This is a genomic window from Streptomyces sp. WZ.A104, assembly GCF_002382885.1.
Classification (GTDB): domain Bacteria; phylum Actinomycetota; class Actinomycetes; order Streptomycetales; family Streptomycetaceae; genus Streptomyces.
On sequence record NZ_NWVL01000027.1, the window covers coordinates 58,249 to 82,615 of the forward strand.

Consider the following 24,367-nt stretch of genomic DNA (forward strand, 5'->3'; position numbering starts at 1 on the left):
GCACCGCTCACCGCTCCACCGTGAAAGGTCCTCCCCATGCCTCTGGCCCTGCTCGCCCTGGCCGTGAGCGCCTTCGGCATAGGCACGACGGAGTTCGTCATGATGGGGCTGCTGCCCAATGTGGCGGACGACCTCGGCACGTCCGTCCCCACCGCCGGACACCTCGTGTCGGCGTACGCGATCGGTGTCGTCCTGGGCGCGCCCCTGCTCACCGGACTCGGCTCCCGGGTCCCGCGCAAGCGGATGCTGCTGCTCCTGATGGCGCTGTTCACCGTGGGCAACCTGGCCTCGGCGCTCGCCCCCGACTTCGGCTGGTTGGTCGCGGGGCGCTTCCTCGCCGGGCTCCCGCACGGCGCGTTCTTCGGCGTCGGCGCGGTGGTCGCCGCCCGGCTGGTCTCCGAGGGCCGTCAGGCGCGGGCCGTCGCGACGATGTTCCTCGGCCTGACGGTCGCCAACATCATCGGCGTCCCCGCGGCCACCCTGCTCGGCCAGCACCTCGGCTGGCGGGCGACCTTCCTCGTCGTCGCCGCGATCGGCCTCGCCGCGATGGCCGCGCTGGCCCGCCTGGTGCCGCGCATCCCGGTCGAGTCACACCAGGACGTCCGCCGCGAACTGCGCGCCCTCGGTAACCGCCAGGTGCTCCTGGGCCTGCTCACCGCGGTCTTCGGCTTCGCCGGGGTCTTCGCGGTGTACTCCTACCTCTCGGCGATGACCACGAAGGCGATGGGCTTCGGCGAACCCTCCGTCACCGTCGTCCTGGCCCTCTTCGGCACCGGCATGACCCTGGGAGCCCTGGCGGCGGGCCCCCTCACGGACCGGGCCCTGCGCCCGACTCTGTACGGCTCGCTCGGCGCGCTCGCGGTGGTCCTGGCGGTGTTCCCGTTCACGGTGCACGTGCAGTGGGCGGCGCTGGTGATGGTGGTGCTGCTGGGCGGAGTCGGGTTCATGACGACGACCCCGCTCCAGATGCTGGTGATGAACAAGGCGAAGGACGCCCCGACCCTGGCCTCCGCCTCCAACCACTCCGCGTTCAACCTGGCCAACGCGGGCGGCGCCTGGCTCGGCGGCATGGCCATCGCGGCGGGCTGGGGCTGGACGTCCCCGGCACTCGTGGGCGCGGTGCTGGCGCTGGCGGGCCTGGCGATAGCGGCGACGGCGGGCCTCCTGGACCGCGGCCCGGGGAAGGCGTCCCGGGTGGTCGCGGGAGCCCGTGAGACCGGTCCGGCACCTCAGGCCCGTCCGGCGCATGGGGACAAGGCGGTCACCGAGCGCCCCCGGTGACCGCCGACCCGCCGGGGCGACCCGCTGGTGGGTGTCCGGACGACCCCGGCGGGCGGGCACCCCTGAGGGCCGACCCGCGCTCCCTGGCGGGCGCACGACGACAGCTACGGCACCTCGCCGCGTTGTCGGAACGCCCGCACACAATCCGGACGTCCCTCCGCCTTGCGATGCACCGCATCTGACGCCGCGCGCTGATCCACCAGGGATCGCGGGGCAGCCCTCAGGACGACTCGCGCCACCGGTTCGTGATCGGCAGCCGCCGGTCCTTCCCGAATCCCTTGGGCGAGATCTTCGTCCCCGGCGGGTACTGCCGCCGCTTGTACTCCGCCGTGTCCACCATCCGCAGCGTCTTCGCCACCAGCTCCGCGTCGAACCCGGCCGCCACGATCGCGTCCATGCCCTGGTCCCGGTCCACGTACAGCTCCAGGATCGCGTCGAGCACGTCGTAGTCCGGCAGCGAGTCCGTGTCGACCTGGCCCGGCCGCAGCTCCGCGCTCGGCGGCTTGGTGATCGAGGCCTCCGGGATCGGCGGGGTCTGGCCCCGCTCCTCCGCGGCCCGGTTGCGCCACTTCGCCAGCCGGAAGACCGACGACTTGTAGACGTCCTTGATCGGCCCGTACGCGCCGACCGCGTCCCCGTACAGCGTGGAGTAACCGACCGCCAGCTCCGACTTGTTGCCGGGTGCGAGCACGATCTGCCCCTCCTGGTTGGAGATGGCCATCAGCGTCGTGCCGCGCAGCCGCGCCTGGAGGTTCTCCTCCGCGAGCCCGGTGAGCTCCAGTGACCCCATGTACGCGTCGAACATCGGCGCGATCGGCACCGTACGGAAGTTGAGCCCGGTCCGCCGGGCCAGCTCCGCCGCGTCGTCCTTGGAGTGCTCCGAGGAGTACTTCGACGGCATGGACACGCCGTACACGTTCTGCGCGCCGAGCGCGTCGCACGCGATGGCCGCGCACAGGGCGGAGTCGATCCCGCCCGAGAGCCCGATCAGCACACTGCTGAAACCGTTCTTCGCGGCGTACGCACGGACCCCGACGACCAGCGCGGAGTAGATCTCCTCATCGTCGTCCAGCCGCTCGGCGTACCCGCCCGCGAGCTCCGGTTCGTACGTGTCGACAGGCCGGTCGGACAGCACGACATGGTCGATGCGCAGACCGTCGTCCACGACCCCCGAGGGCGCCGCGGCTTCGGCGGCGGGCAGCTCCAGATCCAGGATCACGCTGCCCTCGGCGAACTGCGGGGCGCGCGCGATGACCTCGCCCTCCTTGTCGACGACGATCGAGTCACCGTCGAAGACCAGCTCGTCCTGGCCGCCGATCATCGCCAGATAGGCCGTCGTGCAACCGGCCTCCTGGGCCCGCTTGCGGACCAGCTCCAGCCGGGTGTCGTCCTTGTCCCGCTCGTACGGCGAGGCGTTGATCGACAGCAGCAGCCCGGCCCCGGCGGACCGGGCGGCCGGGACGCGCCCGCCGTCCTGCCACAGGTCCTCGCAGATCGCGAGGGCCACGTCAATGCCGTGGACGCGGACGACGGGCATCGAGTCGCCCGGCACGAAGTACCGGAACTCGTCGAACACCCCGTAGTTCGGCAGGTGGTGCTTGGCGAAGTTCAGCGCGATCCGGCCGCGGTGCAGCACAGCCGCCGCGTTGCGCGGGGAACCGGCCGGCTGCCCGTAACGCGCCGCGGCGTGTTCGGAGCGGTCCAGGTAGCCGACGACGACCGGCAGCTCGCCGAAGCCCTCCGCGTCGAGCCGGGCGGCGAGCGCACGCAGCGCCTGACGCGAGGCCTCGACGAAGGACGACCGCAGGGCCAGGTCCTCGACGGGATATCCGGTCAGCACCATCTCGGGGAACGCCACCAGGTGGGCGCCCTGCTCGGCGGCGTGCCGGGTCCAGTGGACGATCGCCTCGGAGTTGCCGGCGAGGTCGCCGACGGTCGAGTCGATCTGATTCAGTGCGAGGCGTAGTTGAGGCACGTCGGCCAGTGTAATCGTCTTTCTGACGCGATGTCCCGGCGGGCCGGGCAGAATCCTCCCCGGCCCGCCGGAACCGCAGGTCAGCCCCGGTAGCCCAGGACCGTCATCATCCCCGCCTCCGCGTGGTAGACGTTGTGGCAGTGGACCATCCACAGCCCCGGGTTGTCGGCGTCGAACTCCACGGTCAGCGACCGGTGCGGCAGCACCATCGCGGTGTCCTTACGGGCCCCGGCGGCGTTCCCCGCCAGCGCGAACGTGTGCCCGTGCAGATGCAGCGGGTGCCACATGGCCGTCCCGTTGTCGAAGACGATCCGCACCCGCTCGCCCGCCTCCACGGGCCGCCGCTGCTTCGCGGAGTACGGCTGCCCGTCGAAGGCCCAGTCGTACTTCGCCATCCCGCCGGTGAGCCGCATCCGGATCGTCCGGTCCGGCGCCCGGCCCGCGAGCGCCACCGCCTCGTCCGGGACCAGCCGCCCGGCCTCCACCAGCTTCCCGTCCAGCTCCTTCGGTCGTACGGAGGCGGCGGGCGCCGCACCGCTCCCGGTCCGCAGCAGGGCGAGGGCCGACGCCTTCTTCCCCTCGGCCACCGCGGTGAGCGGGAAGACCCCGTCCCCGGCGGTGACGAGAACGTCGTACCGTTCGCCCATCCCCAGCAGCAGCGCGTCGCCGGTGGTGTGCCGGACCGGGAAGCCGTCGGTGTGCGTCACGGTCATCCGGTGCCCGCCGAGCGCCACCCGGAAGGCGGTGTCGCCACCGGCGTTGATGATCCGCAGCCGGACACGCTCACCGGGCCGGGCGCGGAACGTCTCCGGATCCCGCGCCACGCGCCCGTTGACCAGGTAGTGCGGGTAGGCCACATCACCGGCGTCCCCGCCGAGCAGCTCACTGGTGGCCCCCATCATCATCCGCGAGGGCCCGCCGCCGTCCGGCTCGTCCTTGCCCTCACCCTCGCCGGACATGGTGTGCGCGCCGTGATCCATCCCGCCGCCCATGCCCCCGGACAGCTCCTTGAGCACGGCGTCCGGAGTGGACCCCGCCACCCCGTCGACCCAGTCGTCGAGGACGATCACCCACTCCTTGTCGTACGCCAGGGGCTCCTTCGGGTCCTCGACGATCAGCGGCGCGTACAGCCCCCGGTCCTGCTGGACGCCGGAGTGCGGATGGAACCAGTACGTGCCCGGGTGCGGCACGGCGAACCGGTAGCCGAAGGCGGCCCCGGGCGCGATCTCCCGCTGGGTCAGCCCCGGGACCCCGTCCATGTCGTTGCGCAGGGCGAGGCCGTGCCAGTGCATCGAGGTGGACCGCGGAAGGTGGTTGGCGAGGGTGAGGTCGAGCGTGTCCCCGGCCGTCACCCGCACCTCGCGCCCGGGCAGCCGGTCCCCGTAGGCCCAGGAGGGGACGGTGGTGCCGCCGCCCAGATCGAGCCGGGTACGGGTGGCGGTGAGGGAGACCTTGCGTACGGGCCCGGAGCCGCGCGCCGCCTCGGCCGCCCGGACCTCCTTGCCGCCGGGGGAGACGTACGTACCGGAGTCCTGGGCCCCAGCGGCGGAGTGCGTGCCGCCGTGGCCGCCGCCGTCGGAACAGGAGGCGAGGGCTCCCGTACCGGCGACGGCGAGAGCGGCGCCGAGCAGGGCGCGTCGAGTGGGTTGGGTGGGCATGCTGAATACACCTCTGAAGAACTGTGCTGGTCCGGTGGATCTGTGAGGGGCGGAGGTGGGACGCCCACTCCTAAATACGCAGCACCGAGACGCTGGCGAGCACCGATATGCGGGGCGGCGGATTCGCCCGCAGGACCCGCGGCAACCCGGCCCCGGCATGCGTACCCGCGGGCCGCCCGTCGGTACGCGCCCGGAGCGGCAGCCGGGAACCGGCGAGGGCGAGCCCCCAGACGCCGAGAACGGCGAGGCAGACGGAGAGCGGATCCATGCCGCTCATGGGGGCGTCGGGGTGGTGGCCGGAGGGGGCCGTGTGGGCCGCGTTCGCAGCCGCCTCGGCGGCCTCGGCCGTCGTGGTGGCCCCGACAGCCTCGGCGGCTGACGGCGGAGTGCTGTGTTCCGCCGGATGGCCGACCGTATGCATGGTGAAGACGCCGAACAGCAGGGCGGTGAACAGCAGGAACCGCTGGCAGGAACCGCTCCCGGCTCCCTTTCCGCTCCCGTTCCGCGCCCTGGCCGCCATGCCGGTCACCCTACCCCCGGCGGGTATCCGGGCGGACGGCGGCCCGGCGCCCCGGGACCCGTCGCCGGAGCGATCCGGGGTGCCGGGCCGCGGTGCACCGGGCCGTCGGGCACGGGGGCACGCGATGGTCAGCCGCGGGCGTACACCTTCTCCGCCCAGCCCGCGATCTGCTCCTCGGTGAGGTGCTGCGCGAGGTCGGCCTCGCTGATCATGCCGACCAGCTTCTTGTTCTCGACGACGGGCAGCCGACGGATGCGGTGGGTCTGCATCTCCTCCAGGACCGCGTTCACATCCGCCTCCGCCTCGATCCAGCGCGGGGTCCCCTGGGCGAGGTCGCCCGCCGTGACCTTCGACGGATCGTGCCCCTTCGCCACACAGCCGACCACGATGTCGCGGTCCGTGATGATCCCGACCATGCGGTCCTGACCGCCGTTGGCGGAGACGGGCAGGGCACCGACGTTGTGCTCACGCATCAGCTGCGCCGCACGGTCAAGGGTCTCGTGGGCCGGAATCCAGTGGGCCCCGCTGTGCATGATGTCTTTGGCGGTCGTCATGGGGGATTTCCTCCTGCGTGCCGATGGCACTGCCGTACGGCCCCGAGCGCACCCATCGTCATCGGCCGGGCGGCCGCGCGCGACCGCAATCACCCGTTCGGGTGCGCCGGTGCGAGGACGCGGGCTGACGCACGGTGGCCCGGTACCGACGCTCAGGGGCGCGGCTTCGCCCCGCGCTCGGCGAGCATGTCGCGCATGAGCCCCAGCTCGGACTGCTGTCCCTCGACCATGCCCCGGGCGAGCCGCCGCTCGGCCGGGACCGAGCACCGCGACACACAGGCCTCGGCCATGGCGACGCCTCCCTTGTGGTGATCCGTCATCAACTGGAGGAAGAGGACCTCGGCCCGCTCGCCGTCGAGGCGCCCCAGCCGTTCCAGCTCGGAGCGCCGGACCATGCCGGGCATGAGCACACCGTCGTCGCCACCGTCCGGACCGTGCCCGCCGTGTGCGTGTCCGTCCCCGCCGCCGTCCCCCATCCACGCCATGGGTCTCCCGTCGCCGGGCGCGACCTTCGGCAGCTCCCACAGGTCGAGCCAGCCGAGCAGCATGCCGCGCTGGTTGGCCTGGGTGTTGGCGATGTCGTAGGCGAGACGCCGTACGTCCTCGTCGTCGGTGCGGTCGCGGACGATGAACGACATCTCGACGGCCTGCTGATGGTGGACGGCCATGTCCCGGGCGAACCCGGCGTCGGCGGAGTCCGCGGCGGGCGAACTCGGCACGCCGGGCGCACCGGGCTCCCCGTCGCCGCGCGCGGAGGCGACGGTGGCCGCCCCCGCGAAGAGCAGGGCGAGGGCCACGGCGGCCCCGGCCGCCCACCGCACGCGCGCGGTCTTCCGCCGCTCGGCGAGGGCGTGGGGGTCCTCGCCCTCGTCCTCCGCCGTGCGCTTCGCCGTCACCGCGGCACCGCCGCCAGCCCGCCGGTGCAGGGGGCGCCGGGCTCGGGCGTCTGCGCGCCCTGGACGTACTGGGTGAGGAACTGGTCCACCCGCTTGTCGTCGGCGGAGTCCACGGTGACCTGCTTGCCCCAGGCGCTGAGCACGATCGTGCCCTCCTGCTCGGCGTACGGGCTCATCAGCGTGAACGGGGTCTTCCTGACGCGCTCGGCGAGCTCGGCGACGTCCGCGTCGGCGGCCTTGCCGTTGTACGTGACCCAGACCGCGCCGTGCTCCAGGGAGTGCACGGCGTTGACGTCGGGGAGGGCCTTTTCGTACACGTCGCCGTCGCAGTTCATCCAGGTCTGGTTGTGGTCGCCGCCGACCGGAGGCCTCATCGGATAGTCGACCGCCCCCGCCACGTGGTTGCGGCCCAGCTTCGCGGCGTCCCAGGACTTCAGCCCGTCGATGGTCCCGTCGGCGTGGTCGCCCTGGGAGTCGCCGTGCCCGCCGGGGTGCTTGCCGTCCTGCGCCGCGGCGGTGCCGTCGGACTTCTCGTTCTTGTCGTTGGCTTCGGAGTTCTCCAGCAGCAGGTACGAGCCGAAGGTGACCAGACCGGCCACGACGGCGGCGCTCACCCCTATGGCGATGGCCCGGTTGCGGGTGCCGCGCGCACGGGTGTCGGGGGCCTGCGGCTGGGGGTAGCGGGGGTCGAAGCTCATGTCGTGGAGTCCTTCTGCGAAGGGGCCGGAATGGCGGGAGAACGGTCCGTGGACCGACGCGCGCGGACGGGCGGGAACGACGGGCGGAAAGCCGGCCACCGCTCGGCCACCGCCCCCGTGCGCCACGGTCGCCGATCGTAGTGGGTGGCCGAGTGCTCTCTCTCACACCGAGTGCGTAATGTGGGTGAAATCCCGGGTCGTGATACTGGCAGTGTCCCCCTACCCCGGGCGGTGGTGCACAGACCGTCTGAACTGCAAGGATGTGGCAATGGACAAGCAGCAGGAATTCGTCCTCAGGACCCTTGAGGAGCGCGACATCCGCTTCGTGCGACTGTGGTTCACCGACGTCCTCGGGTTCCTCAAGTCCGTCGCCGTCGCCCCGGCCGAGCTGGAGCAGGCCTTCGACGAGGGCATCGGCTTCGACGGCTCGGCGATCGAGGGCTTCGCCCGCGTCTACGAGTCGGACATGATCGCCAAGCCGGACCCGGCCACTTTCCAGATCCTTCCCTGGCGCGCGGAAGCCCCGGGCACGGCGCGGATGTTCTGCGACATCCTGATGCCGGACGGCTCACCGTCCTTCGCCGACCCGCGCTACGTACTGAAGCGCATCCTCGCCAAGACCTCGGACCTCGGCTTCACGTTCTACACCCACCCCGAGATCGAGTTCTTCCTGCTGAAGAACAAGCCGGTCGACGGCGCCCGCCCGACCCCGGCGGACAGCTCCGGCTACTTCGACCACACCCCGCAGAACGTCGGCATGGACTTCCGCCGCCAGGCGATCACGATGCTCGAATCCATGGGCATCTCGGTGGAGTTCAGCCACCACGAGGGCGCCCCCGGCCAGCAGGAGATCGACCTGCGCTACGCGGACGCGCTCTCCACGGCGGACAACATCATGACGTTCCGTCTGGTGATGAAGCAGGTGGCGCTGGAGCAGGGCGTGCAGGCCACGTTCATGCCGAAGCCGTTCTCGGAGTACCCCGGTTCGGGCATGCACACCCACCTCTCCCTCTTCGAGGGCGACCGCAACGCGTTCTACGAGTCGGGCGCGGAGTACCAGCTCTCCAAGGTCGGCCGCTCGTTCATCGCGGGCCTGCTGACGCACGCCGCGGAGATCTCGGCCGTCACCAACCAGTGGGTCAACTCCTACAAGCGCATCTGGGGCGGCTCCTCCCGAGCGGCCGGCGCGGGCGGCGAGGCCCCCTCGTACATCTGCTGGGGCCACAACAACCGCTCCGCCCTCATCCGCGTCCCGATGTACAAGCCCGGCAAGACCGGCTCGGCCCGCGTGGAGGTCCGCTCCATCGACTCCGGCGCCAACCCGTACCTCACCTACGCGGTCCTCCTGGCCGCGGGCCTCAAGGGCATCGAGGAGGGCTACGAACTCCCCGCCGGTGCCGACGACGACGTCTGGGCCCTCTCCGACGCCGAACGCCGCGCGATGGGCATCGAACCGCTCCCGCAGAACCTGGGCGAGGCGATCTCGCTGATGGAGAAGAGCGAGTTGGTCGCCGAGACCCTGGGCGAGCACGTCTTCGACTTCTTCCTCCGCAACAAGAAGCAGGAATGGGAGGAGTACCGCAGCGAGGTCACGGCCTTCGAGCTGAAGAACCTGCTGCCGGTGCTGTAGGAGCAGGTCGGCGGCCTGGAAGGCGCCATGCGGGCGGCTGCCGGGTCCCGGCGGCTCAGAGTCGTCGCACGGCTTTGTCCAAGGCCCTGGCGTAGTCGGCCAGCGACTCGCGATGCTTGTCGGCGAGGGGCTGTTCGACCGTGCGCTGGGCGTCGGAGACCGCCTTCCGCAGGCCGTTCTCCTGCTGGCAGCGGGCGTCGTTCCGCGCCACGGCGAGTTCGTACCGGGCCGCCGCCCGCAGCGCTTCGGTTTCGCCGGTGCCCTCGCCCTTCGCGGTCTCCGTCCTCTTCTCGACCGGTTCCCGTGCGGAGGAGCCGGCGGGGACGGGGTGACCGGCATCCGCCATGCACGAGGCCCACCGGCTCCTGGCCCGCTTGACCTCCGCGGCCCGCTCCACGTCCTCGACCACGTGGTTCGCGAGGAACTGGTACGTGTACATCAGCCGGTCCCAGCCCCGGCCGTACAGTTCCTCCCCGGCCCGGAACTGGCATCCGTCGGTGTTGACGGTGAAGGATTCGCCCGTCGGCAGCCGGACCGTCCTCTCGTGCGCCTCGGTACCGGTCAGCGCCTTGTCGTACGCCTCCTCGTCGTCGCCCGTGTCCCGAGCGGGCTCCTCCCGGAGGGATGGCTCACCACGCAGTACGGGACCGGTGACTCCGTAGCCCTCCTTGGCCGCGAAGTCCTCGGTGAGCAAGCCGTACGGATTCCAGGCGGGCATCTCGTCGCTGACGGCGGCCGGTGGCGGAAGGTCCACCGGCTCGGCCTCGACGCCCCTGTCCGCCAGGCAGTCGTCCACGATCCGACGCTCCAGCCGGTCCAGCCGCCGCTGCTGGCCGTCCGTCAGGTTCGGTACGGACCGCCCGAAGGGAACCAGGGCGTCCGTCTGCGCGCCGGATGCGGGAGTTCGGGCGGGCGTGCCGCAGGCCGCGGTCGTGGCGCCGGTCAGGACGAGCAGCAGCACGGCCGCGCTGATCCGGGTCTTCAAGCCGTCTCCTCGGGATGCTGGGTGCGGTGGCGCGGTGGTGCGGTGGCGCCCGTCCCGGCCGTCCTTCGTCGTGCGGCCGGGACGGGCGCCACCTGGTCAGCGGATGCGGCCGGTCAGCACCAGCGGTTCGACCCCGCGCCGTTCTTGAGCACGCTGTTCTTGGTCTCGCTCAGCTGGTAGCCGATCTTGAACACGACGGAGGAGCCGGTCTGGTAGGTCCCCGACCAGACGCGCACGCTGCAGCTCGTGCCGTTGTTGTACATCGAGCGGGAATTGGCGAACTTGGTGTACTGGCGCAGGTTGCTGTTGTTGCCCGCCACCTTTCCGGGAGTGCCCACGAAGCTCGGGACGGCCCACGAGCACAGGTAGGTCTTGGGGCAGTCCGACTTGGCGGCTTGCGCCGAGCCTGCCGTGGCCACCATTCCGCCCCCTGCGAGGGCGAGTGTGGAGGCAACGACGGCGATCCGGGTGAAACGCATGTGAAATCCCTTTCTGGTTCCCCGCGTTCGGGAAATCCGCCGGGCCGGTCGACCGGCGGCTCGGCACGAGTATGGGTCGCCGAACCGGACGTGGAAGTGTCCCAGCAGGTCCCAGGGCAGGGACAGGACGTCCCGGAGACGCGCAGCGCGACGACTTGGGGGACCTGTTGGAGCGGTGGCCGGGTTGGGAAAGAATGGGATCCCCTGTCCCGCACCAACTCCGCGCAAGGGAAGCCGGATTTGATGACAGATAGGCATGAGTTAGGCAAAATCCAACGAAATAGGCAAGGTGCGCTGGCGGAGCAAATGCGCTTCCTGCGCACACGCAGTGGTCTGACCCTCAACGGTCTGGCCGAGCGCACCTCCTACAGCCGGTCCTCCTGGGAGCGGTACCTCAACGGCAAGGCCGTGCCGCCCCGGGCGGCGCTCAACGAGTTCGCGGCGGCTGTCGGGGTCGCCGCGCCCCCTCTCCAGCAGCTGAGAGAAGAGGAAAAGCGTTCTTGGAGATCCGGGTCCCGGGAGGGTCCCCCGCACCGTGAGTCGGCGGCGGGCGAAAGTCCGGGTGCGGCCCCGCCGCCCGAAGGTGACCGCAATCCCGCCGAAGTGCCGGCCGTACTGGACGTACCGGAAAAGATGGATTCACCCGGTCGTGGACATCGGCGGAGAATGACGCTGATGTCCATCGCTTCCGCATTCCTGGCGCTGGTCGCCGGAATACTGCTCGGCGCCTGGATGTTCGGCGGGAATGACGCGGAGCGGACGGGCCGGCAAAACGCTGGAATTGATCCCGGATGTATTGAGTTCGAATGCCGCAACAAGGACTCACAACGCGTGGGGTGTCACTTGGGGGCATGGACCGCCGCGGCCACCTGGTCGGGCCGTACCTATGTCGAACTGCGCTACAGCCCGCGGTGCCGGGCCGCATGGGCCCGTATCACGGAGGCCGAAGTCGGTGACACCGCCAGGGTGGAGGGCCCCAGGGGGGTGCGCAGCCAGCGCGCGGTGACCTACGAGAACGACGTCTACTCGCCCATGGTCGAGGCGCCCTACCCCGCTGCCGCGCGGGCCTGCGCGGTGGTGGGGGGCAAGGAGGTCTGCACCTCGTCGGGCGGGTCCTCGCCCCTGCCGCCCGCGATCACCGACGAACGCGAACCGGCCCGGAAGGCCGCGCCGACGGGCAGCGGGGAGGTGGCAGGGGCGAGCGGCCGGTAGCCCCGAGGGCCCGCGCCCGGTCCTACACCGGGGGTGTCCCCGGCGGTGACGGGGCCGGAGGCGGGTTGGGCAGGGGTGGGCCCGGGTTGGGCGGAAGCTTCGGGGGGCCGCTGCCGTGTCTGCCGTCGTCCATGACCCTGCGCGCCGTCAGGCCGTAGATGCCGTACGGCGGGAAGAGGTCGACGCGGCGGGGGTAGTCGCCATCCGCGCACTCCTCGCAGAGCAGGTCACGGCCGGTGGGCGTGTGCCGGGCGGCGGTGACCGGGGCGTTCCAGCACGCCTCGCAGACACGGACGTCCGTCGCGGAGAGGGTGATCATCGGGGCCTCCCGGGCGGTGCGGGCAAGGCCCGGCGGGTGGTACGCATGAGGTGCCTCCGTCGCTCGTGGAGCGGATGGGTGGTGAACCCGGCCCGGCCGTGCTGCCCTGCCGAGGAACGAGCGGCCGGGGCGGGGGTTCAGGGGGTCCGGCCGGGGTTCGGGAAGTCCCGCCGGGTTCCAGGGAGTCCTGCCGGTTCAGGGGGGTCCGGCCGGGGCTCAGGAGGTCCTTGCCGGTTCAGAAGGCCCTGCCGGACCTCGTACCGCTTCTCGTTGGCGGGTTTTCCTCTCATCCGCGGGTCTCCCGCCACACGCGGACGAGCTTCGTGGCGTCGGGGCAGGTGGCCCCCGCGCGGCAGGCGTCGCACGTCGTCGTGTGGCCGAGCAGGGCGCGGTAGGCCGCGTCGGGGGAGTCGGTCGTGGTCATGGTCGCCTCTCTGCTGATCTCGGCCCAGACGAACTCGCTGGTGCGGGTGAGGGTGTGCCCGAAGCGGTCGGCCGTGGCGAGGGCGGCGAGCACCGCCGCGTGTTCGGCTTCGGTGAGCTCGGCGGGGAGGTCCGCCTCGATGCGGATACCGGCCGCGGTGTCGGCGACGCGCGGCCCGGCGCCGATGGCGGCGGTGAGCATGCCGGTCAGGGCCACTGCCCGCGCTTGAGCTGAGCGCACACTTCTCCCCTGGTGAAGCTGATGTCACTCCATGTAATGCTGAGTATTCAGCTTCAACCTGATGGGTTAGCTTTGTCAATGTCGAGCCCGGAACGCCGCACCCCTCACGGAGCCGCTGAAATGCCTCGCGATACGCCGTACTTGCAGGTGGCCGACGCTCTCCGTGCCCGGGTGCAGGCGGGCGAATGGGCGGTGGGTGACAAGCTGCCCTCCCGGGCCCGGTTCGCCGAGGAGTACGGCGTCGGCCAGTCCGTCGCCCAGCGCGCGATGGAGCGTCTGATCATCGAGGGCATCCTCGAAGGCCGCGCCGGTTCGGGCACGTACGTCCGCAAGGCCCGCGAGCGCCGCAGGATGGTCCGCTCACGCCACCGCGAGCAGCGCAACGGAAGCCCGTTCCGCGCCAACATGCGGGACCAGGGAGCCGCGGGCGTCTGGGAGTGCAACAGCGCCGCCCGGGTCCCGGCCACCGAGGACATCGCCGAGCGGCTGGCGATCGAGCCCGGTGACCTGTGCGTCGTGACCGACTACGAGTTCCTCGCGGACGGGCAGCCGGTCCAGCTCGCCAAGAGCTGGGAGCCGATGGCCATCACCGGCGGCACGCCCGTCCTGCTCCCCGAGATGGGCCCGAAGGGCAAGGCCGGAGTCGTCGAGCGCATGAGCTCCATCGGCGTGCACATCGTCACCGCCCTCGAAGTGCCGCGCCCGGCCCGCGCCACCCGCGAGCACGCCAATCTGCTCGGGATCTCCGTGGGCGACCTGGTCACCCAGCTGGAGCGTACGTACTACGACAGCGAGGGGCGCCCGGTGGAGACCGCCGACATCATCGTCCCGGACATCCGCTGGGAGATCGCGTACGAGATCGACGTCGACCGGTCCCGGTTCTGACAGTCCCGGTTCTGACAGCCCCGGTTCTGATGGTCCCGGTTCCGGGGCCGGACAAAGGAGTTCGCATGGCAGCCATTCATCGCACCACGATGTCGCCCACCAAGCTGGAGCTGCTCGCCGACTGGCTTCCGAAGCAGAGCTGGTATGCGGGCGACGCGGAAACACCGGAACCGGTCAAGGCCGGTGGGTTCCGGCTGGACGATCCGGACGGCGAGGTCGGGATCGAGTTCATGATCGTGGCCCACGCCACCGAGCGGGAGCCGGTGGCGTACGTGGTGCCGCTGGGCTATCGCGGCGCCGCGCTGGAGGACGTTCCCGGCGAGGCGTTGATCGGGACGTCCGAGCACGGGGTGCTCGGCACCCGGTGGATCTACGACGGCGTCCACGACCCGGTGGTGATGGCCCAGTTGCGCGCGCTCATGCGCGGCGAGGCGGTGCCGCAGCACCAGGACGAGAGCGACACCCCCGATCCGACCGTCACTGTGCACGGGGCTGAACCCGAGGGCGGGCTCGACGTCCGGGTCAACCGTGTCCTGCGGGCGGAGGAGGCCGCCAGTACGCCGTCCGGGTGCCTGGTCGCCGGGTGGGTCTGGCCGGACGGGACGGCCGCGAGGGGTGTGGTCGCGGCCGTTGCGCCCCGGTAGTCGGGGTCCCCGGCCGGTGAACGGTGTGATCGCCGCGCTGTTCCTGACGCCTACGGAGCCGCGCGACAGCGTGGACCTGTGAACCACCCGCTGTTGTAGTGTTACGACCCAGTGCTACGCCCCCCCCGTGCACCGGCACGGGGACGGACCGAGGAGGTGAGACCCATTACCGCTGGATCAGGCTGGGTGCTCACCTCGCACGATCGCGTCGAACGGACGGCAGACGTCGGACGGACGGCGTAGTCGATCGCGGAGCGCCCATCGGTTTTCCCGAAAGGCTTCGCTCGTATGTCCGTTCACCCCGTGAGTTCCCTCTCCACCACTGTTGCCACCCTGCGCCACGCCGGCTGCGTCTTCGCCGAGGACGAGGCCGCGCTCCTGAACGAGGCGGCCCGGTCCCCGCAGGAACTCACCGCCCTCGTCGAACGCCGCGCCGCCGGGCTCCCGCTCGAACACGTCGTGGGCTGGGCCGAGTTCCGCGGCCGCCGCTTCGGCGTCGACACCGGCGTCTTCGTGCCCCGCCGCCGTACGGAATTCCTGGTCGCGCAGGCCGTCGCCCTCGCACCCCGGCGCGCCGTCGTCGTCGACCTCTGCTGCGGCTCCGGCGCGCTCGGCGTCGCCCTCGCCACCGAGGCCGCGGCGGCCGAACTGCACGCCTGCGACGTCGAACCCGCCGCCGTGCGCTGCGCCCGGCGCAACGTCGGCGCCCTCGGGCAGGTCTACGAGGGCGACCTGTTCGGTCCCCTGCCCGCCACCCTGCGCGGCCGCGTCGATGTGCTGCTGGCCAATGTTCCGTACGTACCGACCGACGACGTCGAACTCCTTCCCGCCGAGGCCCGCGTCCACGAACCGCGCGTCGCCCTGGACGGGGGCGGCGACGGGCTCGACGTGATGCGCCGGGTCGCCGCCGAAGCCCCCGGGTGGCTCGCGCCCGGCGCGAGCCTGCTGGTCGAGACGAGTGAGCGGCAGCGGGACGCGGCGGTGGAGGTCGTCGGCAGCGCCGGGCTGGTCCCGCGCGTGGTGGTCTGCGAGGAGCTGTACGCCACCGTCGTCATCGGCACCGCAGCGCAGTAGTCGTCAGCAGGGCCGTGGCCGCGTCCCGAATCCACCCCCACAGCCCTTAGGCTCGAAGCGCTGTGGCGCGGCCAACGGGCGGCGAGCAGTTACGCAGATCGGTTCGGGCGGCAGGAGAGCGTGCAATGACGACGGTGCCGGGGCGCAGAAGCAGTACGTTCACCAGGCTGCTGCGGCACGGATTCACCGACCCGTCCGCCGCCGAACGGCTCCTGGAGGTGGACGACCTCGCCTCCGTACGGTCCGACCCCGTCCTCCTGGAGGCGCTCGGCGCCACCGCCGACCCGGATCTGGCCCTGCGCGGCCTCGTCCGGCTCGTGGAGGCCGAGACGGAGGACGGGCGGCAGGTGCTGCTCGACACCCTCGTCACCGCCAAGCCGCTGCGCGACCGGCTCCTCGGGGTCCTCGGGGCGTCCGAGGCGCTCGGGGACCACCTGGCCCGGCATCCGGGCGACTGGCGGGCGCTCGTCATGTACGAGGCGGTCGACCTGCATCCGGGGGTCGCCGAGTTCGAGCGCGGGCTCGCCGACGCCGTCGACCCGGACTCGCTGCGGGTCGCCTACCGCCGGTGCCTGCTGACCCTCGCCGCCCGCGACGTCTGCGGGACCACCGGCCTCGCCCAGACCGCCGCCGAACTGGCCGACCTCGCCACCGCCACCCTGCGCGCCGCCCTCGCCATCGCCCGGACGTCCGCGCCCGAGGACGCCGCGCGGTGCCGGCTCGCCGTCATCGCGATGGGCAAGTGCGGGGGCCAGGAGCTGAACTACGTCTCCGACGTCGACGTGATCTTCGTCGGGGAGGCCCGGGACGGGGTCGACGAGACCAGGGCCATACAGGCCGCCACCCGGCTGGCCGCCCACATGATGCGGATCTGCTCCGAGAACACCGTCGAGGGCACGATCTGGGAGGTCGACGCCAACCTCCGCCCCGAGGGTCGCAACGGGCCGCTGGTGCGCACGCTCAGCTCCCACCTCGCCTATTACCAGCGGTGGGCCAAGACCTGGGAGTTCCAGGCGCTGCTGAAAGCGCGTGCGGTGGCCGGGGACCCCGAGCTGGGCGCGGAGTACGTCGAGGCGGTCTCCCCGCTCGTCTGGCAGGCCGCCGACCGGGAGAACTTCGTCCCCGACGTCCAGCAGATGCGCCGCCGCGTCGTCGACAACATCCCCGCCGACCGGATCGAGCGTGAGCTGAAGCTGGGGCCCGGAGGGCTGCGGGACGTGGAGTTCGCCGTCCAGCTCCTCCAGCTGGTGCACGGGCGCAGCGACGGCTCGCTGCGCAGCGGCACCACGCTGGAGGCCCTGCGGGCGCTCGCCGAGGGCGGATACGTGGGGCGCGCGGACGCCGCCCAGCTGGACGAGGCGTACCGCTTCCTGCGCTCCATGGAGCACCGCATCCAGCTCTACCGGCTGCGCCGCACCCACCTGGTCCCCGAGGACGAGGCGGACCTGCGGCGGCTCGGGCGGTCGCTCGGGATGCGCACCGATCCGGTCGCCGAACTCAACAAGGCGTGGCGGCGGCACGCCTCCGTCGTACGGCGGCTGCACGAGAAGATCTTCTACCGGCCGCTGTTGGACGCCGTCGCCCAGCTGGCCCCCGCCGAGTCCCGGCTCAGCGCGAAGGCCGCCGCGATCCGGCTGGAGGCGCTGGGGTACGCGGACCCGGCGGCGGCCCTGCGGCATCTGGAGGCCCTGTCCTCCGGGGTGTCCCGCAAGGCGGCGATCCAGCGCACGCTGCTGCCGGTGCTGCTCGGCTGGTTCGCGGACTCCGCCGACCCGGACGCCGGGCTCCTCGGCTTCCGCAAGGTGTCCGACGCGCTCGGCAAGACCCCGTGGTACCTGCGGCTGCTGCGCGACGAGGGAGCGGCCGCGGAGAACCTCGCCCGGGTCCTCTCCGCGGGCCGCCTCGCCCCGGACCTGCTGCTGCGGGCCCCGGAGGCGGTGGCGATCCTCGGCGACCCGGAGGGGCTGCGGCCGCGCACCCGGGACCACCTGGAGCAGGAGGTGGTGGCCGCGGTGGGGCGTGCGGACGGCGCGGAGGCGGCGATCGCGGTGGTGCGCGGGGTGCGGCGGCGCGAGCTGTTCCGTACGGCGGCCGCCGACCTCATCGGCTCCTACGGCACCGAGGACAGCCCCGCCGAGCAGGACCACGGGGCCCTCGTGGACCGGGTCGGCTCGGCCGTCACCGACCTCAACGCCGCGACCATCGCGGGCGCCTTGCGGGCCGCCGTACGGGAGCGGTGGGGCGACACCCTGCCGACCCGGTTCGCCGTCATCGGCATGGGCCGCTTCGGCGGGCACGAGCTGAGCTACGGCTCCGACGCCGACGTGCTCTTCGTCCACCGGCCGCGCGAGGGGGTCAGCGACGAGGAGGCGAGCCGGGCCGCCAACACGGTCATCTCCGAGATGCGCCGACTGCTCCAGCTGCCCACCGCCGATCCGCCGCTGCTGATCGACGCCGATCTGCGCCCGGAGGGCAAGACCGGGCCCATGGTGCGCACTCTGAAGTCGTACGAGGCCTACTACCGGCGCTGGTCCCTCGTGTGGGAGAGCCAGGCGCTGCTGCGGGCCGAACCGATGGCGGGCGACGAGGAGCTGGGCCGCGACTTCATCGAGCTGGTCGACCCGTTGCGGTATCCGATGGAGGGCCTCGGCGAGGACGCCGTACGCGAGATCCGCCGGCTCAAGGCGCGCATGGAGTCCGAGCGGATGCCGCGCGGCGCGGACCCCACGCTCCACGCGAAGCTGGGGCGGGGCGGGCTGAGCGACGTCGAGTGGACCGTGCAGCTGATGCAGATGCAGCACGGGTGGGCGGAGCCGGGCCTGCGGACGACCGGTACGCGCGAGGCGCTGGCCGCGGCGTGCGCGGCTGGGCTGATTCCGGCCGAGGACGCGCAGACACTGGACGAGGCGTGGGTGCTGGCCACCCGGGTGCGCAACGCGGTGATGCTGGTGCGGGGACGGCCGGGCGACACGTTCCCGTCGGAGTCGCGGGAGATGACGGCGGTGGGGCGGTACCTGGGGTACGAGCCGGGGCATGTCGGGGACATGTTGGACGACTACCGGCGGATCACGCGGAGGGCTCGGGCGGTGGTGGAGGAGCGGTTCTACGGGGCGGGGTGAGCCTTCGGAACGACCGGGGCGCCGCCGAGGCCCCGCTCCTCAAGCGCCGTACGCGCTACGGGTGGCGGACCGCCGTCGCCGGGGCGCCCTCGCGGACAGGGGTGTCCGCTGTGGCCGGGGCGTCCTCGCGGGCCAGCGCGTCCGCCGCCGGGCCCGGTCGTGGCAGCCGGGCCGCGCGCACCCCGGTCAGTCGGCTCTTCCCCGTCGGCACCCACTTCGGCAGCCGGTGAGGCAGCGATCCGTACCAGGCGCGGGACAGCGCGTAACCGAAGGCCAGACAGGCCATGCCGCCCACCGCGTCCAGCCAGAAGTGGTTGGCGGTGGCCACGATCACGACGAGGGTGGCCATCGGGTAGAGCAGGCCCAGGATGCGCGCCCAGGGTGCCTTGGCCAGGGCGAAGATCGTCAGCCCGCACCAGAGCGACCAGCCGATGTGCATCGAGGGCATCGCCGCGTACTGGTTGGACATGTTCTTGAAGTCGCCCGAGGCCATCGAGCCCCAGGTCTCGTGGACCAGGACCGTGTCGATGAAGTTCGCCCCGTTCATCAGGCGGGGCGGGGCGAGCGGGTAGAGGTAGTAGCCGAGGAGGGCGACCGCCGTCGTCGAGAAGAGGACCAGGCGGGTCGCGGCGTACCGGCCGGGGTGGCTGCGGTACAGCCACACGAGCACACCGATGGTCACGATGAAGTGCAGGGTCGCGTAGTAGTAGTTCATCGACACGATCAGCCATGTCACGGAATTGACCGCGTGATTGACCGTTTCCTCGAAGGCGAGGCCGATGGACTGCTCCGCCGACCAGATCCAGTCGGCGTTGGCGAGGGCGGCGGCCTTCTGCTCCGGGACGGCGTTGCGCACGAGGGAGTACAGCCAGTAACTCACCGCGATGAGCAGGATCTCGAACCAGAGCCGCGGACGGCGCGGCGAGCGCAGCGAGCGGAGGCGCGTCAGGGCGCGGTTCCCGCGCCGGGCCTCGGGGGCCGCCTCGTCCACGATGGGTGACGGGCTGGTCGCCGACCTGCCTTCGTGTGCTGTCACGTGTGTTTCACCCATAGGCACAGAGTCTGCCAGATACGTCCCCCTGCGCTCGATCATCCTCCGGTCGGGTCCGGGACGCACGTCCTGCGCCTCAAGGATGAGCGTGGGCCCCTGAGGGAAGTCCGGGGCCCGACGCCGTCGAACCGCGAACCACCAGCTCAGGCATGAAGACGAATTCGCTGTGCGGGGCGGGGGTCCCGCCGATCTCCTCCAGGAGCGTGCGCACGGCGGCCTGGCCCATCGCCGTCACCGGCTGCCGGATCGTGGTCAGCGGCGGGTCCGTGAACGCTATGAGGGGTGAGTCGTCGTAGCCGACCACGGAGAGGTCCCGGGGGACCTCCCTGGACAGCCGGCGGGCCGCCCGGATCGCCCCGAGCGCCATCATGTCGCTCGCGCACACGACGGCCGTGCAGCCGCGCTCCATCAGAGCGGACGCGGCGGCCTGACCGCCCTCCAGTGTGTACAGAGAGTGCTGGATCAACTCCTCCACGTCGTCGGGGGCGAGGCCCAGCTGCTCCCGCATCGTGGAGTGAAAGCCCTCGATCTTGCGGAGCACCGGCACGAAGCGCTTGGGTCCCACCGCGAGTCCGATACGGGTGTGGCCCAGCGCCACCAGGTGCGTCACCGCCAGCCGCATCGCCGCCCGGTCGTCGGGTGAGATGAACGGTGCCTGCACCTTGGCGGAGAAACCGTTGACCAGGACGAAGGGGACGCCCTGGCCGCGCAGTTGCTCGTAGCGCTGCATGTCCGCCGAGGTGTCGGCGTGCAGCCCGGAGACGAAGATGATGCCGGAAACGCCCCGGTCCACCAGCATTTCGGTGAGCTCGTCCTCGGTGGAACCGCCGGGGGTCTGGGTGGCCAGCACCGGGGTGTAGCCCTGCCGGGTCAGCGCCTGGCCGATCACCTGCGCCAGCGCCGGGAAGATCGGGTTCTCCAGCTCCGGGGTGATCAGGCCGACCAGTCCCGCGCTGCGCCTGCGCAGCCGTACGGGGCGTTCGTAGCCGAGGACGTCGAGTGCCGCGAGGACGGATTCGCGGGTGGTCGCGGCGACTCCGGGCTTGCCGTTCAGGACTCGGCTGACCGTCGCTTCGCTGACCCCCGCCTGAGTTGCGATATCGGCAAGCCGTGCGGTCATGGGATGGGACTGTACCGGGCCCGTGTCCGATTGCCCACCGTGCGCGATGTGCCGCCGGCAGGCCCCAGGGGGCCTCCCCGGCAACATCTTGCAAGGCCTTGCGGTCCTGGGCTGCGCCCTGCGGTCGGATCGTCGCACTGCGGATACGTCGTGCCTGGCCTGCCCCTGCCAGGGTCGGCGGACCCTCGTCAAGGGGCTTGACGGCAACCTTGCGGACACGCGAATGTAACGATCACCAGCGCTTGCAGAAATCTTCCGCAAGGTCTTTCGGTGGTCTTTCATCCTTGTTACGTTCACGTCGACCCGGCGCCGCGACGGAGCGGTACGGCAGTTGAAGGAGTTCAGATGCGACGTGGCATAACGGCCACCGCCCTGGTCGCGGCCCTGGCGCTCGCGGCGACCGCCTGCGGCGGCGACGGCGAGTCCGGCGGCGGCAAGAGCTCGGGCGAGCTCTCCGGCACGGTGACCTGGTGGGACACCTCCAGCCCCGGCAGCGAGGACAAGGTCTTCAAGAAGCTGGCCGAAGGCTTCGAGAAGAAGCACCCGAAGGTCGACGTCAAGTACGTCAACGTGCCCTTCGGTGAAGCGCAGAACAATTTCAAGAACGCCGCCGAGACGGGCGACGCCCCCGACGTGATCCGCTCCGAGGTCGCCTGGACGCCGGACTTCGCCAGCCTCAGCTACCTGGCCCCGCTGGACGGCACCCCCGCCCTGAAGAACCAGGACGACTTCCTGGACCAGGCCGTCGCGTCCACCAAGTACGAGGGCAAGACCTACGCCGTCCCGCAGGTCATCGACTCCATGGGCATCTTCTACAACAAGAAGCTGCTGGAGAAGGCGGGCGTCGAGGCCCCGGCCAACCTGGACGAGCTGAAGAGCGCCGCCAAGAAGATCAAGGAGAAGACCGGCAAGACCGGCCTCTACCTGCGCGGCGACGACCCGTACTTCTTCCTCTCCTTCCTCTACGGCGAGGGCGGCGACCTGGTCGACGCCGGGTCCAGGACCGTCACCGTGGACAAGCCCGAGGGTGTCAAGGCCTTCAAGGCGGTCAAGGAACTGGTCGACGACGGCACCGCGAAGACGGACGCCTCGGACGGCTGGGAGAACATGATGCAGTCGTTCAAGAACGGCGACGTCGCGATGATGATCAACGGCCCCTGGGCCGTCGCCGACACCCTGACCGGCGAGGAGTTCACGGACAAGGACAACCTGGGCATCGCCCCGGTCCCGGCCGGCTCCGCCGCCCAGGGCGCCCCGCAGGGCGGCCACAACCTCGCCGTCTACTCGGCCTCCAAGAACCTCGACGCCTCCTATGCCTTCGTCGAGTACATGACGTCCGTGGAAGCCCAGGCCACCGCCGCCGGTGAGCTGAACCTGCTGCCGACGCGCCACTCCGCGTACGCCAAGAAGCAGGCCGTCAACAGCGAGATCGTCGGCTTCTTCAAGCCGATCGTCGAGACCGCCGTCGAGCGCCCCTGGATTCCCGAGGGCGGCAGCCTCTTCGAGCCGCTCCGCGTCGAGTACACCAAGGTCCTCACCGGCCAGACGACGCCGGAGAAGGCCGCCAAGGCCACCGGCGACGCGTACCGCAAGCTCCTGAAGGACTGGAAGTAACAGGAAGGTTGGCCGACTGATGGCTGTCCACACCAGCCGGTCGGTGGTGAAGGCCGCGGGCGGGAACACCGCCCGCGGCCGGAGCCGCGGTACTGGCACCCCACCACCGAAGCCCGGCCGTTTCCGGCGGGCCCTGTCGGTCCACTGGTACGCCTGGGCCATGGTCGCCCCGGTCGTCATCGTGATCGGCGTGATCATCGGCTACCCGCTGGTCCGCGGCATCTACCTGTCGATGACCGATGCCACCGAGCGCAATGTCGCCCGCTCCATCGGCGTCAACGAAGTGCCCGCCACCTACGAGTTCGTCGGCTTGGACAACTACGTCGACGCGCTGTCCGGCTCGCAGTTCCTCGGTACGCTCGGCTGGACACTGGTGTGGACGGTCTCCTGCGTGAGCATCACGTTCGTGCTCGGCATGGGCCTCGCCAACATCCTCAACCGCCGCATCGTCGGGCGCTCCGCCTACCGCATGGCGCTCATCCTGCCCTGGGCCATCCCCGGCTTCGTCTCGGTGTTCGCCTGGCGCTTCCTCTACAACGAGGACCGCGGGATGCTCAACCAGATCCTCGGCGGGGCCGGGATCGACGGCATCCCGTGGCTGAACGACCCCACCTGGGCGAAGTTCTCCGTGATCGCCGTCAACGTGTGGCTCGGCATCCCGTTCATGATGGTCGCCCTCCTCGGCGGCCTCCAGTCCATCCCCTCCGAGCAGTACGAGGCGGCCGAGATGGACGGCGCGACCGCCTGGCAGCGCTTCCGCCACATCACACTGCCCGGACTGCGCCCGGTCTCCACCACGGTGATCCTGCTCTCCACCATCTGGACCTTCAACATGTTCCCGGTGATCTTCCTGCTGACCCGCGGCGGACCCGGTGAGGCGACCCAGATCCTGGTGACCCAGGCGTACAAGTTCTCCTTCGAGATCAGCCCGCGCGACTACGCCCAGTCCTCCACGTGGGGCGTGCTGATCCTCGTCCTGCTGATGATCTTCGCCGTGATCTACCGGCGAGTCCTGCGCACCCAGGGAGACAACTGGTGAGCACCGCTACCGACACCTCCGCGCGCCACGCCGTGCCCAAGGTCCGGCTCCGCGGCGAGCGTTCGGCCCTCGCCTCGGTCGGGCTGCACCTCACCCTGATCGTCGCCTCGGTGATCGCGGTCTTCCCGGTGCTGTGGGTCCTGCTGACCTCGCTCAAGCCCGCCAAGTACGCGACCACCACGGACTTCTTCCGCGAGACGACGTTCGTCAACTACACGAACCTGATCCGCGACACCGAGTTCCTCAACTGGTTCGCCAACTCCGTGATCGTCGCCGGGCTCTCCACCGCGATCGGCGTCTTCGTCTCCGCCACCACCGGCTACGCGGTCAGCCGCTTCCGCTTCCCCGGCAAGCGCGGGCTGATGTGGACGCTGCTGATCACCCAGATGTTCCCGGTCGCCGTCCTCATCGTGCCGATCTACACGATCATGTCGAAGCTCGGACTGCTCAACCAGCCCGCCGGGCTCGTCATCACCTACCTCACCATCGCGGTGCCGTTCTGCTCCTGGATGATGAAGGGCTTCTTCGACACCATCCCGCGCGAGATCGACGAGTCGGGCGAGGTCGACGGCCTCACCCCGTTCGGCACCTTCTGGCGGCTCGTCCTGCCGCTGGCCAAGCCGGGCCTCGCGGTCACCGCGTTCTACTGCTTCATCACCGCCTGGGGCGAGGTGGCCTACGCCTCCGCGTTCCTGGTCGGCGACGAGAACCTCACGCTGGCCGGCGGACTCCAGAAGTTCGTCAACCAGTACGGAGCCCAGTGGGGCCCGATGACCGCGGCCTCCGTCCTCATCGCCGTCCCGGCCGCCCTGGTCTTCCTGTTCGCGCAGAAGCACCTGGTCACCGGCGTGTCCGCCGGAGCCGTCAAGGGCTGAGGAACCTCCTGGACGCCAGTACCCGCACGCACCACCGCACCCGTCACGGCGGCGTGGGAACCCCGACCCGGTCAC

Annotated in this window: 22 protein-coding genes and 1 pseudogene; 11 read left to right on the top strand and 12 right to left on the bottom strand. The window is 71.1% G+C overall.

What is annotated here, in order from left to right; translation table 11 throughout:
• The first annotated feature begins 36 nt into the window (after positions 1 to 36).
• Positions 37 to 1,281, top strand: coding sequence for an MFS transporter (locus CIB93_RS16630; protein ID WP_096627615.1), 1,245 nt, complete (start codon positions 37 to 39; stop codon positions 1,279 to 1,281).
• Positions 1,282 to 1,501: 220 nt separating this feature from the next.
• Here CIB93_RS16630 and CIB93_RS16635 read toward each other — a convergent pair whose 3' ends face one another.
• From CIB93_RS16635 to CIB93_RS16660, 6 genes are all read right to left on the bottom strand, one after another.
• Positions 1,502 to 3,256, bottom strand: coding sequence for an NAD+ synthase (locus CIB93_RS16635; protein ID WP_096627616.1), 1,755 nt, complete (start codon positions 3,254 to 3,256; stop codon positions 1,502 to 1,504).
• Between the two features lie 80 nt (positions 3,257 to 3,336).
• Positions 3,337 to 4,914 carry a multicopper oxidase family protein gene (locus CIB93_RS16640; protein ID WP_096627617.1) on the bottom strand — a complete coding sequence of 526 codons (1,578 nt, stop codon included), beginning with the start codon at positions 4,912 to 4,914 and terminating at the stop codon, positions 3,337 to 3,339.
• Positions 4,915 to 4,984: 70 nt separating this feature from the next.
• On the bottom strand, positions 4,985 to 5,434 hold the full coding sequence (locus tag CIB93_RS16645) for a DUF6153 family protein (RefSeq protein WP_179500140.1): 450 nt from the start codon (positions 5,432 to 5,434) through the stop codon (positions 4,985 to 4,987).
• A gap of 128 nt (positions 5,435 to 5,562) precedes the next feature.
• Positions 5,563 to 5,988: a CBS domain-containing protein gene (locus CIB93_RS16650; protein ID WP_096627618.1), complete on the bottom strand. Its 426-nt coding sequence runs from the start codon at positions 5,986 to 5,988 to the stop codon at positions 5,563 to 5,565.
• Positions 5,989 to 6,140: 152 nt separating this feature from the next.
• The gene (locus CIB93_RS16655) at positions 6,141 to 6,884 is read right to left on the bottom strand and encodes a DUF305 domain-containing protein (RefSeq protein ID WP_096627619.1); all 744 of its coding nucleotides are present in this window, start codon (positions 6,882 to 6,884) and stop codon (positions 6,141 to 6,143) included.
• Entirely contained in the window at positions 6,881 to 7,582 is a 702-nt protein-coding gene (locus CIB93_RS16660; RefSeq protein ID WP_096627620.1) for a DUF3105 domain-containing protein, read from the bottom strand. Before CIB93_RS16660 ends, CIB93_RS16655 begins: the two co-directional genes overlap by 4 nt.
• A 268-nt stretch (positions 7,583 to 7,850) precedes the next feature.
• Here CIB93_RS16660 and glnA point away from each other — a divergent pair, with 268 nt between their 5' ends.
• Positions 7,851 to 9,212, top strand: a complete 1,362-nt coding sequence (gene glnA / locus CIB93_RS16665; protein WP_096627621.1) for a type I glutamate--ammonia ligase — start codon at positions 7,851 to 7,853, stop codon at positions 9,210 to 9,212.
• 55 nt (positions 9,213 to 9,267) lie between these two features.
• On the opposite strand, the gene CIB93_RS16670 is transcribed toward glnA, so the two are convergent.
• A complete protein-coding gene (locus tag CIB93_RS16670; protein WP_096627622.1) occupies positions 9,268 to 10,197 on the bottom strand; it encodes a hypothetical protein in 930 nt (309 codons plus the stop codon).
• Between the two features lie 113 nt (positions 10,198 to 10,310).
• Positions 10,311 to 10,676, bottom strand: a complete 366-nt coding sequence (locus tag CIB93_RS16675; protein ID WP_096627623.1) for a peptidase inhibitor family I36 protein — start codon at positions 10,674 to 10,676, stop codon at positions 10,311 to 10,313.
• A gap of 243 nt (positions 10,677 to 10,919) precedes the next feature.
• On the opposite strand from CIB93_RS16675, the pseudogene CIB93_RS38870 reads away from it, so the two are divergent.
• Positions 10,920 to 11,129 (top strand): annotated as a pseudogene (locus CIB93_RS38870) (helix-turn-helix domain-containing protein); the annotation flags it as partial.
• A gap of 222 nt (positions 11,130 to 11,351) precedes the next feature.
• On the top strand, positions 11,352 to 11,888 hold the full coding sequence (locus CIB93_RS38875; protein WP_257002227.1) for a YjfA family protein: 537 nt from the start codon (positions 11,352 to 11,354) through the stop codon (positions 11,886 to 11,888).
• A 22-nt stretch (positions 11,889 to 11,910) separates the two neighbouring features.
• Here the strand turns inward: CIB93_RS38875 and CIB93_RS16685 are convergent, their stop codons facing one another.
• Both CIB93_RS16685 and CIB93_RS16690 read right to left on the bottom strand, forming a co-directional pair.
• The gene (locus tag CIB93_RS16685) at positions 11,911 to 12,207 is read right to left on the bottom strand and encodes a hypothetical protein (protein ID WP_096627625.1); all 297 of its coding nucleotides are present in this window, start codon (positions 12,205 to 12,207) and stop codon (positions 11,911 to 11,913) included.
• Positions 12,208 to 12,493: 286 nt separating this feature from the next.
• Complete coding sequence (locus CIB93_RS16690; protein ID WP_096627650.1) at positions 12,494 to 12,832, bottom strand: hypothetical protein; 339 nt, start codon at positions 12,830 to 12,832, stop codon at positions 12,494 to 12,496.
• A gap of 159 nt (positions 12,833 to 12,991) precedes the next feature.
• Here CIB93_RS16690 and CIB93_RS16695 point away from each other — a divergent pair, with 159 nt between their 5' ends.
• From CIB93_RS16695 to CIB93_RS16710, 4 genes are all read left to right on the top strand, one after another.
• The gene (locus CIB93_RS16695; protein ID WP_096627626.1) at positions 12,992 to 13,756 is read left to right on the top strand and encodes a GntR family transcriptional regulator; all 765 of its coding nucleotides are present in this window, start codon (positions 12,992 to 12,994) and stop codon (positions 13,754 to 13,756) included.
• Between the two features lie 65 nt (positions 13,757 to 13,821).
• Complete coding sequence (locus CIB93_RS16700) at positions 13,822 to 14,400, top strand: 1,4-alpha-glucan branching protein (RefSeq protein WP_096627627.1); 579 nt, start codon at positions 13,822 to 13,824, stop codon at positions 14,398 to 14,400.
• A 288-nt stretch (positions 14,401 to 14,688) separates the two neighbouring features.
• On the top strand, positions 14,689 to 15,474 hold the full coding sequence (locus CIB93_RS16705) for a putative protein N(5)-glutamine methyltransferase (protein WP_096627628.1): 786 nt from the start codon (positions 14,689 to 14,691) through the stop codon (positions 15,472 to 15,474).
• 125 nt (positions 15,475 to 15,599) lie between these two features.
• The gene (locus CIB93_RS16710; RefSeq protein WP_096627629.1) at positions 15,600 to 18,593 is read left to right on the top strand and encodes a bifunctional [glutamine synthetase] adenylyltransferase/[glutamine synthetase]-adenylyl-L-tyrosine phosphorylase; all 2,994 of its coding nucleotides are present in this window, start codon (positions 15,600 to 15,602) and stop codon (positions 18,591 to 18,593) included.
• Positions 18,594 to 18,648: 55 nt separating this feature from the next.
• On the opposite strand, the gene CIB93_RS16715 is transcribed toward CIB93_RS16710, so the two are convergent.
• Positions 18,649 to 19,644: a phosphatase PAP2 family protein gene (locus CIB93_RS16715; protein WP_257002226.1), complete on the bottom strand. Its 996-nt coding sequence runs from the start codon at positions 19,642 to 19,644 to the stop codon at positions 18,649 to 18,651.
• Between the two features lie 76 nt (positions 19,645 to 19,720).
• Complete coding sequence (locus tag CIB93_RS16720) at positions 19,721 to 20,764, bottom strand: LacI family DNA-binding transcriptional regulator (RefSeq protein WP_096627630.1); 1,044 nt, start codon at positions 20,762 to 20,764, stop codon at positions 19,721 to 19,723.
• Between the two features lie 345 nt (positions 20,765 to 21,109).
• Between CIB93_RS16720 and CIB93_RS16725 the strand changes: the two genes are divergently transcribed.
• Genes CIB93_RS16725 through CIB93_RS16735 form a run of 3 tightly spaced genes read left to right on the top strand, consistent with a single transcriptional unit; the run spans position 21,110 to position 24,292 of the window.
• A complete protein-coding gene (locus CIB93_RS16725) occupies positions 21,110 to 22,378 on the top strand; it encodes an extracellular solute-binding protein (protein ID WP_096627631.1) in 1,269 nt (422 codons plus the stop codon).
• 19 nt (positions 22,379 to 22,397) lie between these two features.
• Entirely contained in the window at positions 22,398 to 23,417 is a 1,020-nt protein-coding gene (locus tag CIB93_RS16730; protein WP_096627632.1) for a carbohydrate ABC transporter permease, read from the top strand.
• Positions 23,414 to 24,292 (top strand): sugar ABC transporter permease, encoded by an 879-nt coding sequence (locus CIB93_RS16735; protein WP_096627633.1) that lies wholly within the window; start codon positions 23,414 to 23,416, stop codon positions 24,290 to 24,292. Before CIB93_RS16730 ends, CIB93_RS16735 begins: the two co-directional genes overlap by 4 nt.
• The last annotated feature ends 75 nt before the right edge of the window (positions 24,293 to 24,367 follow it).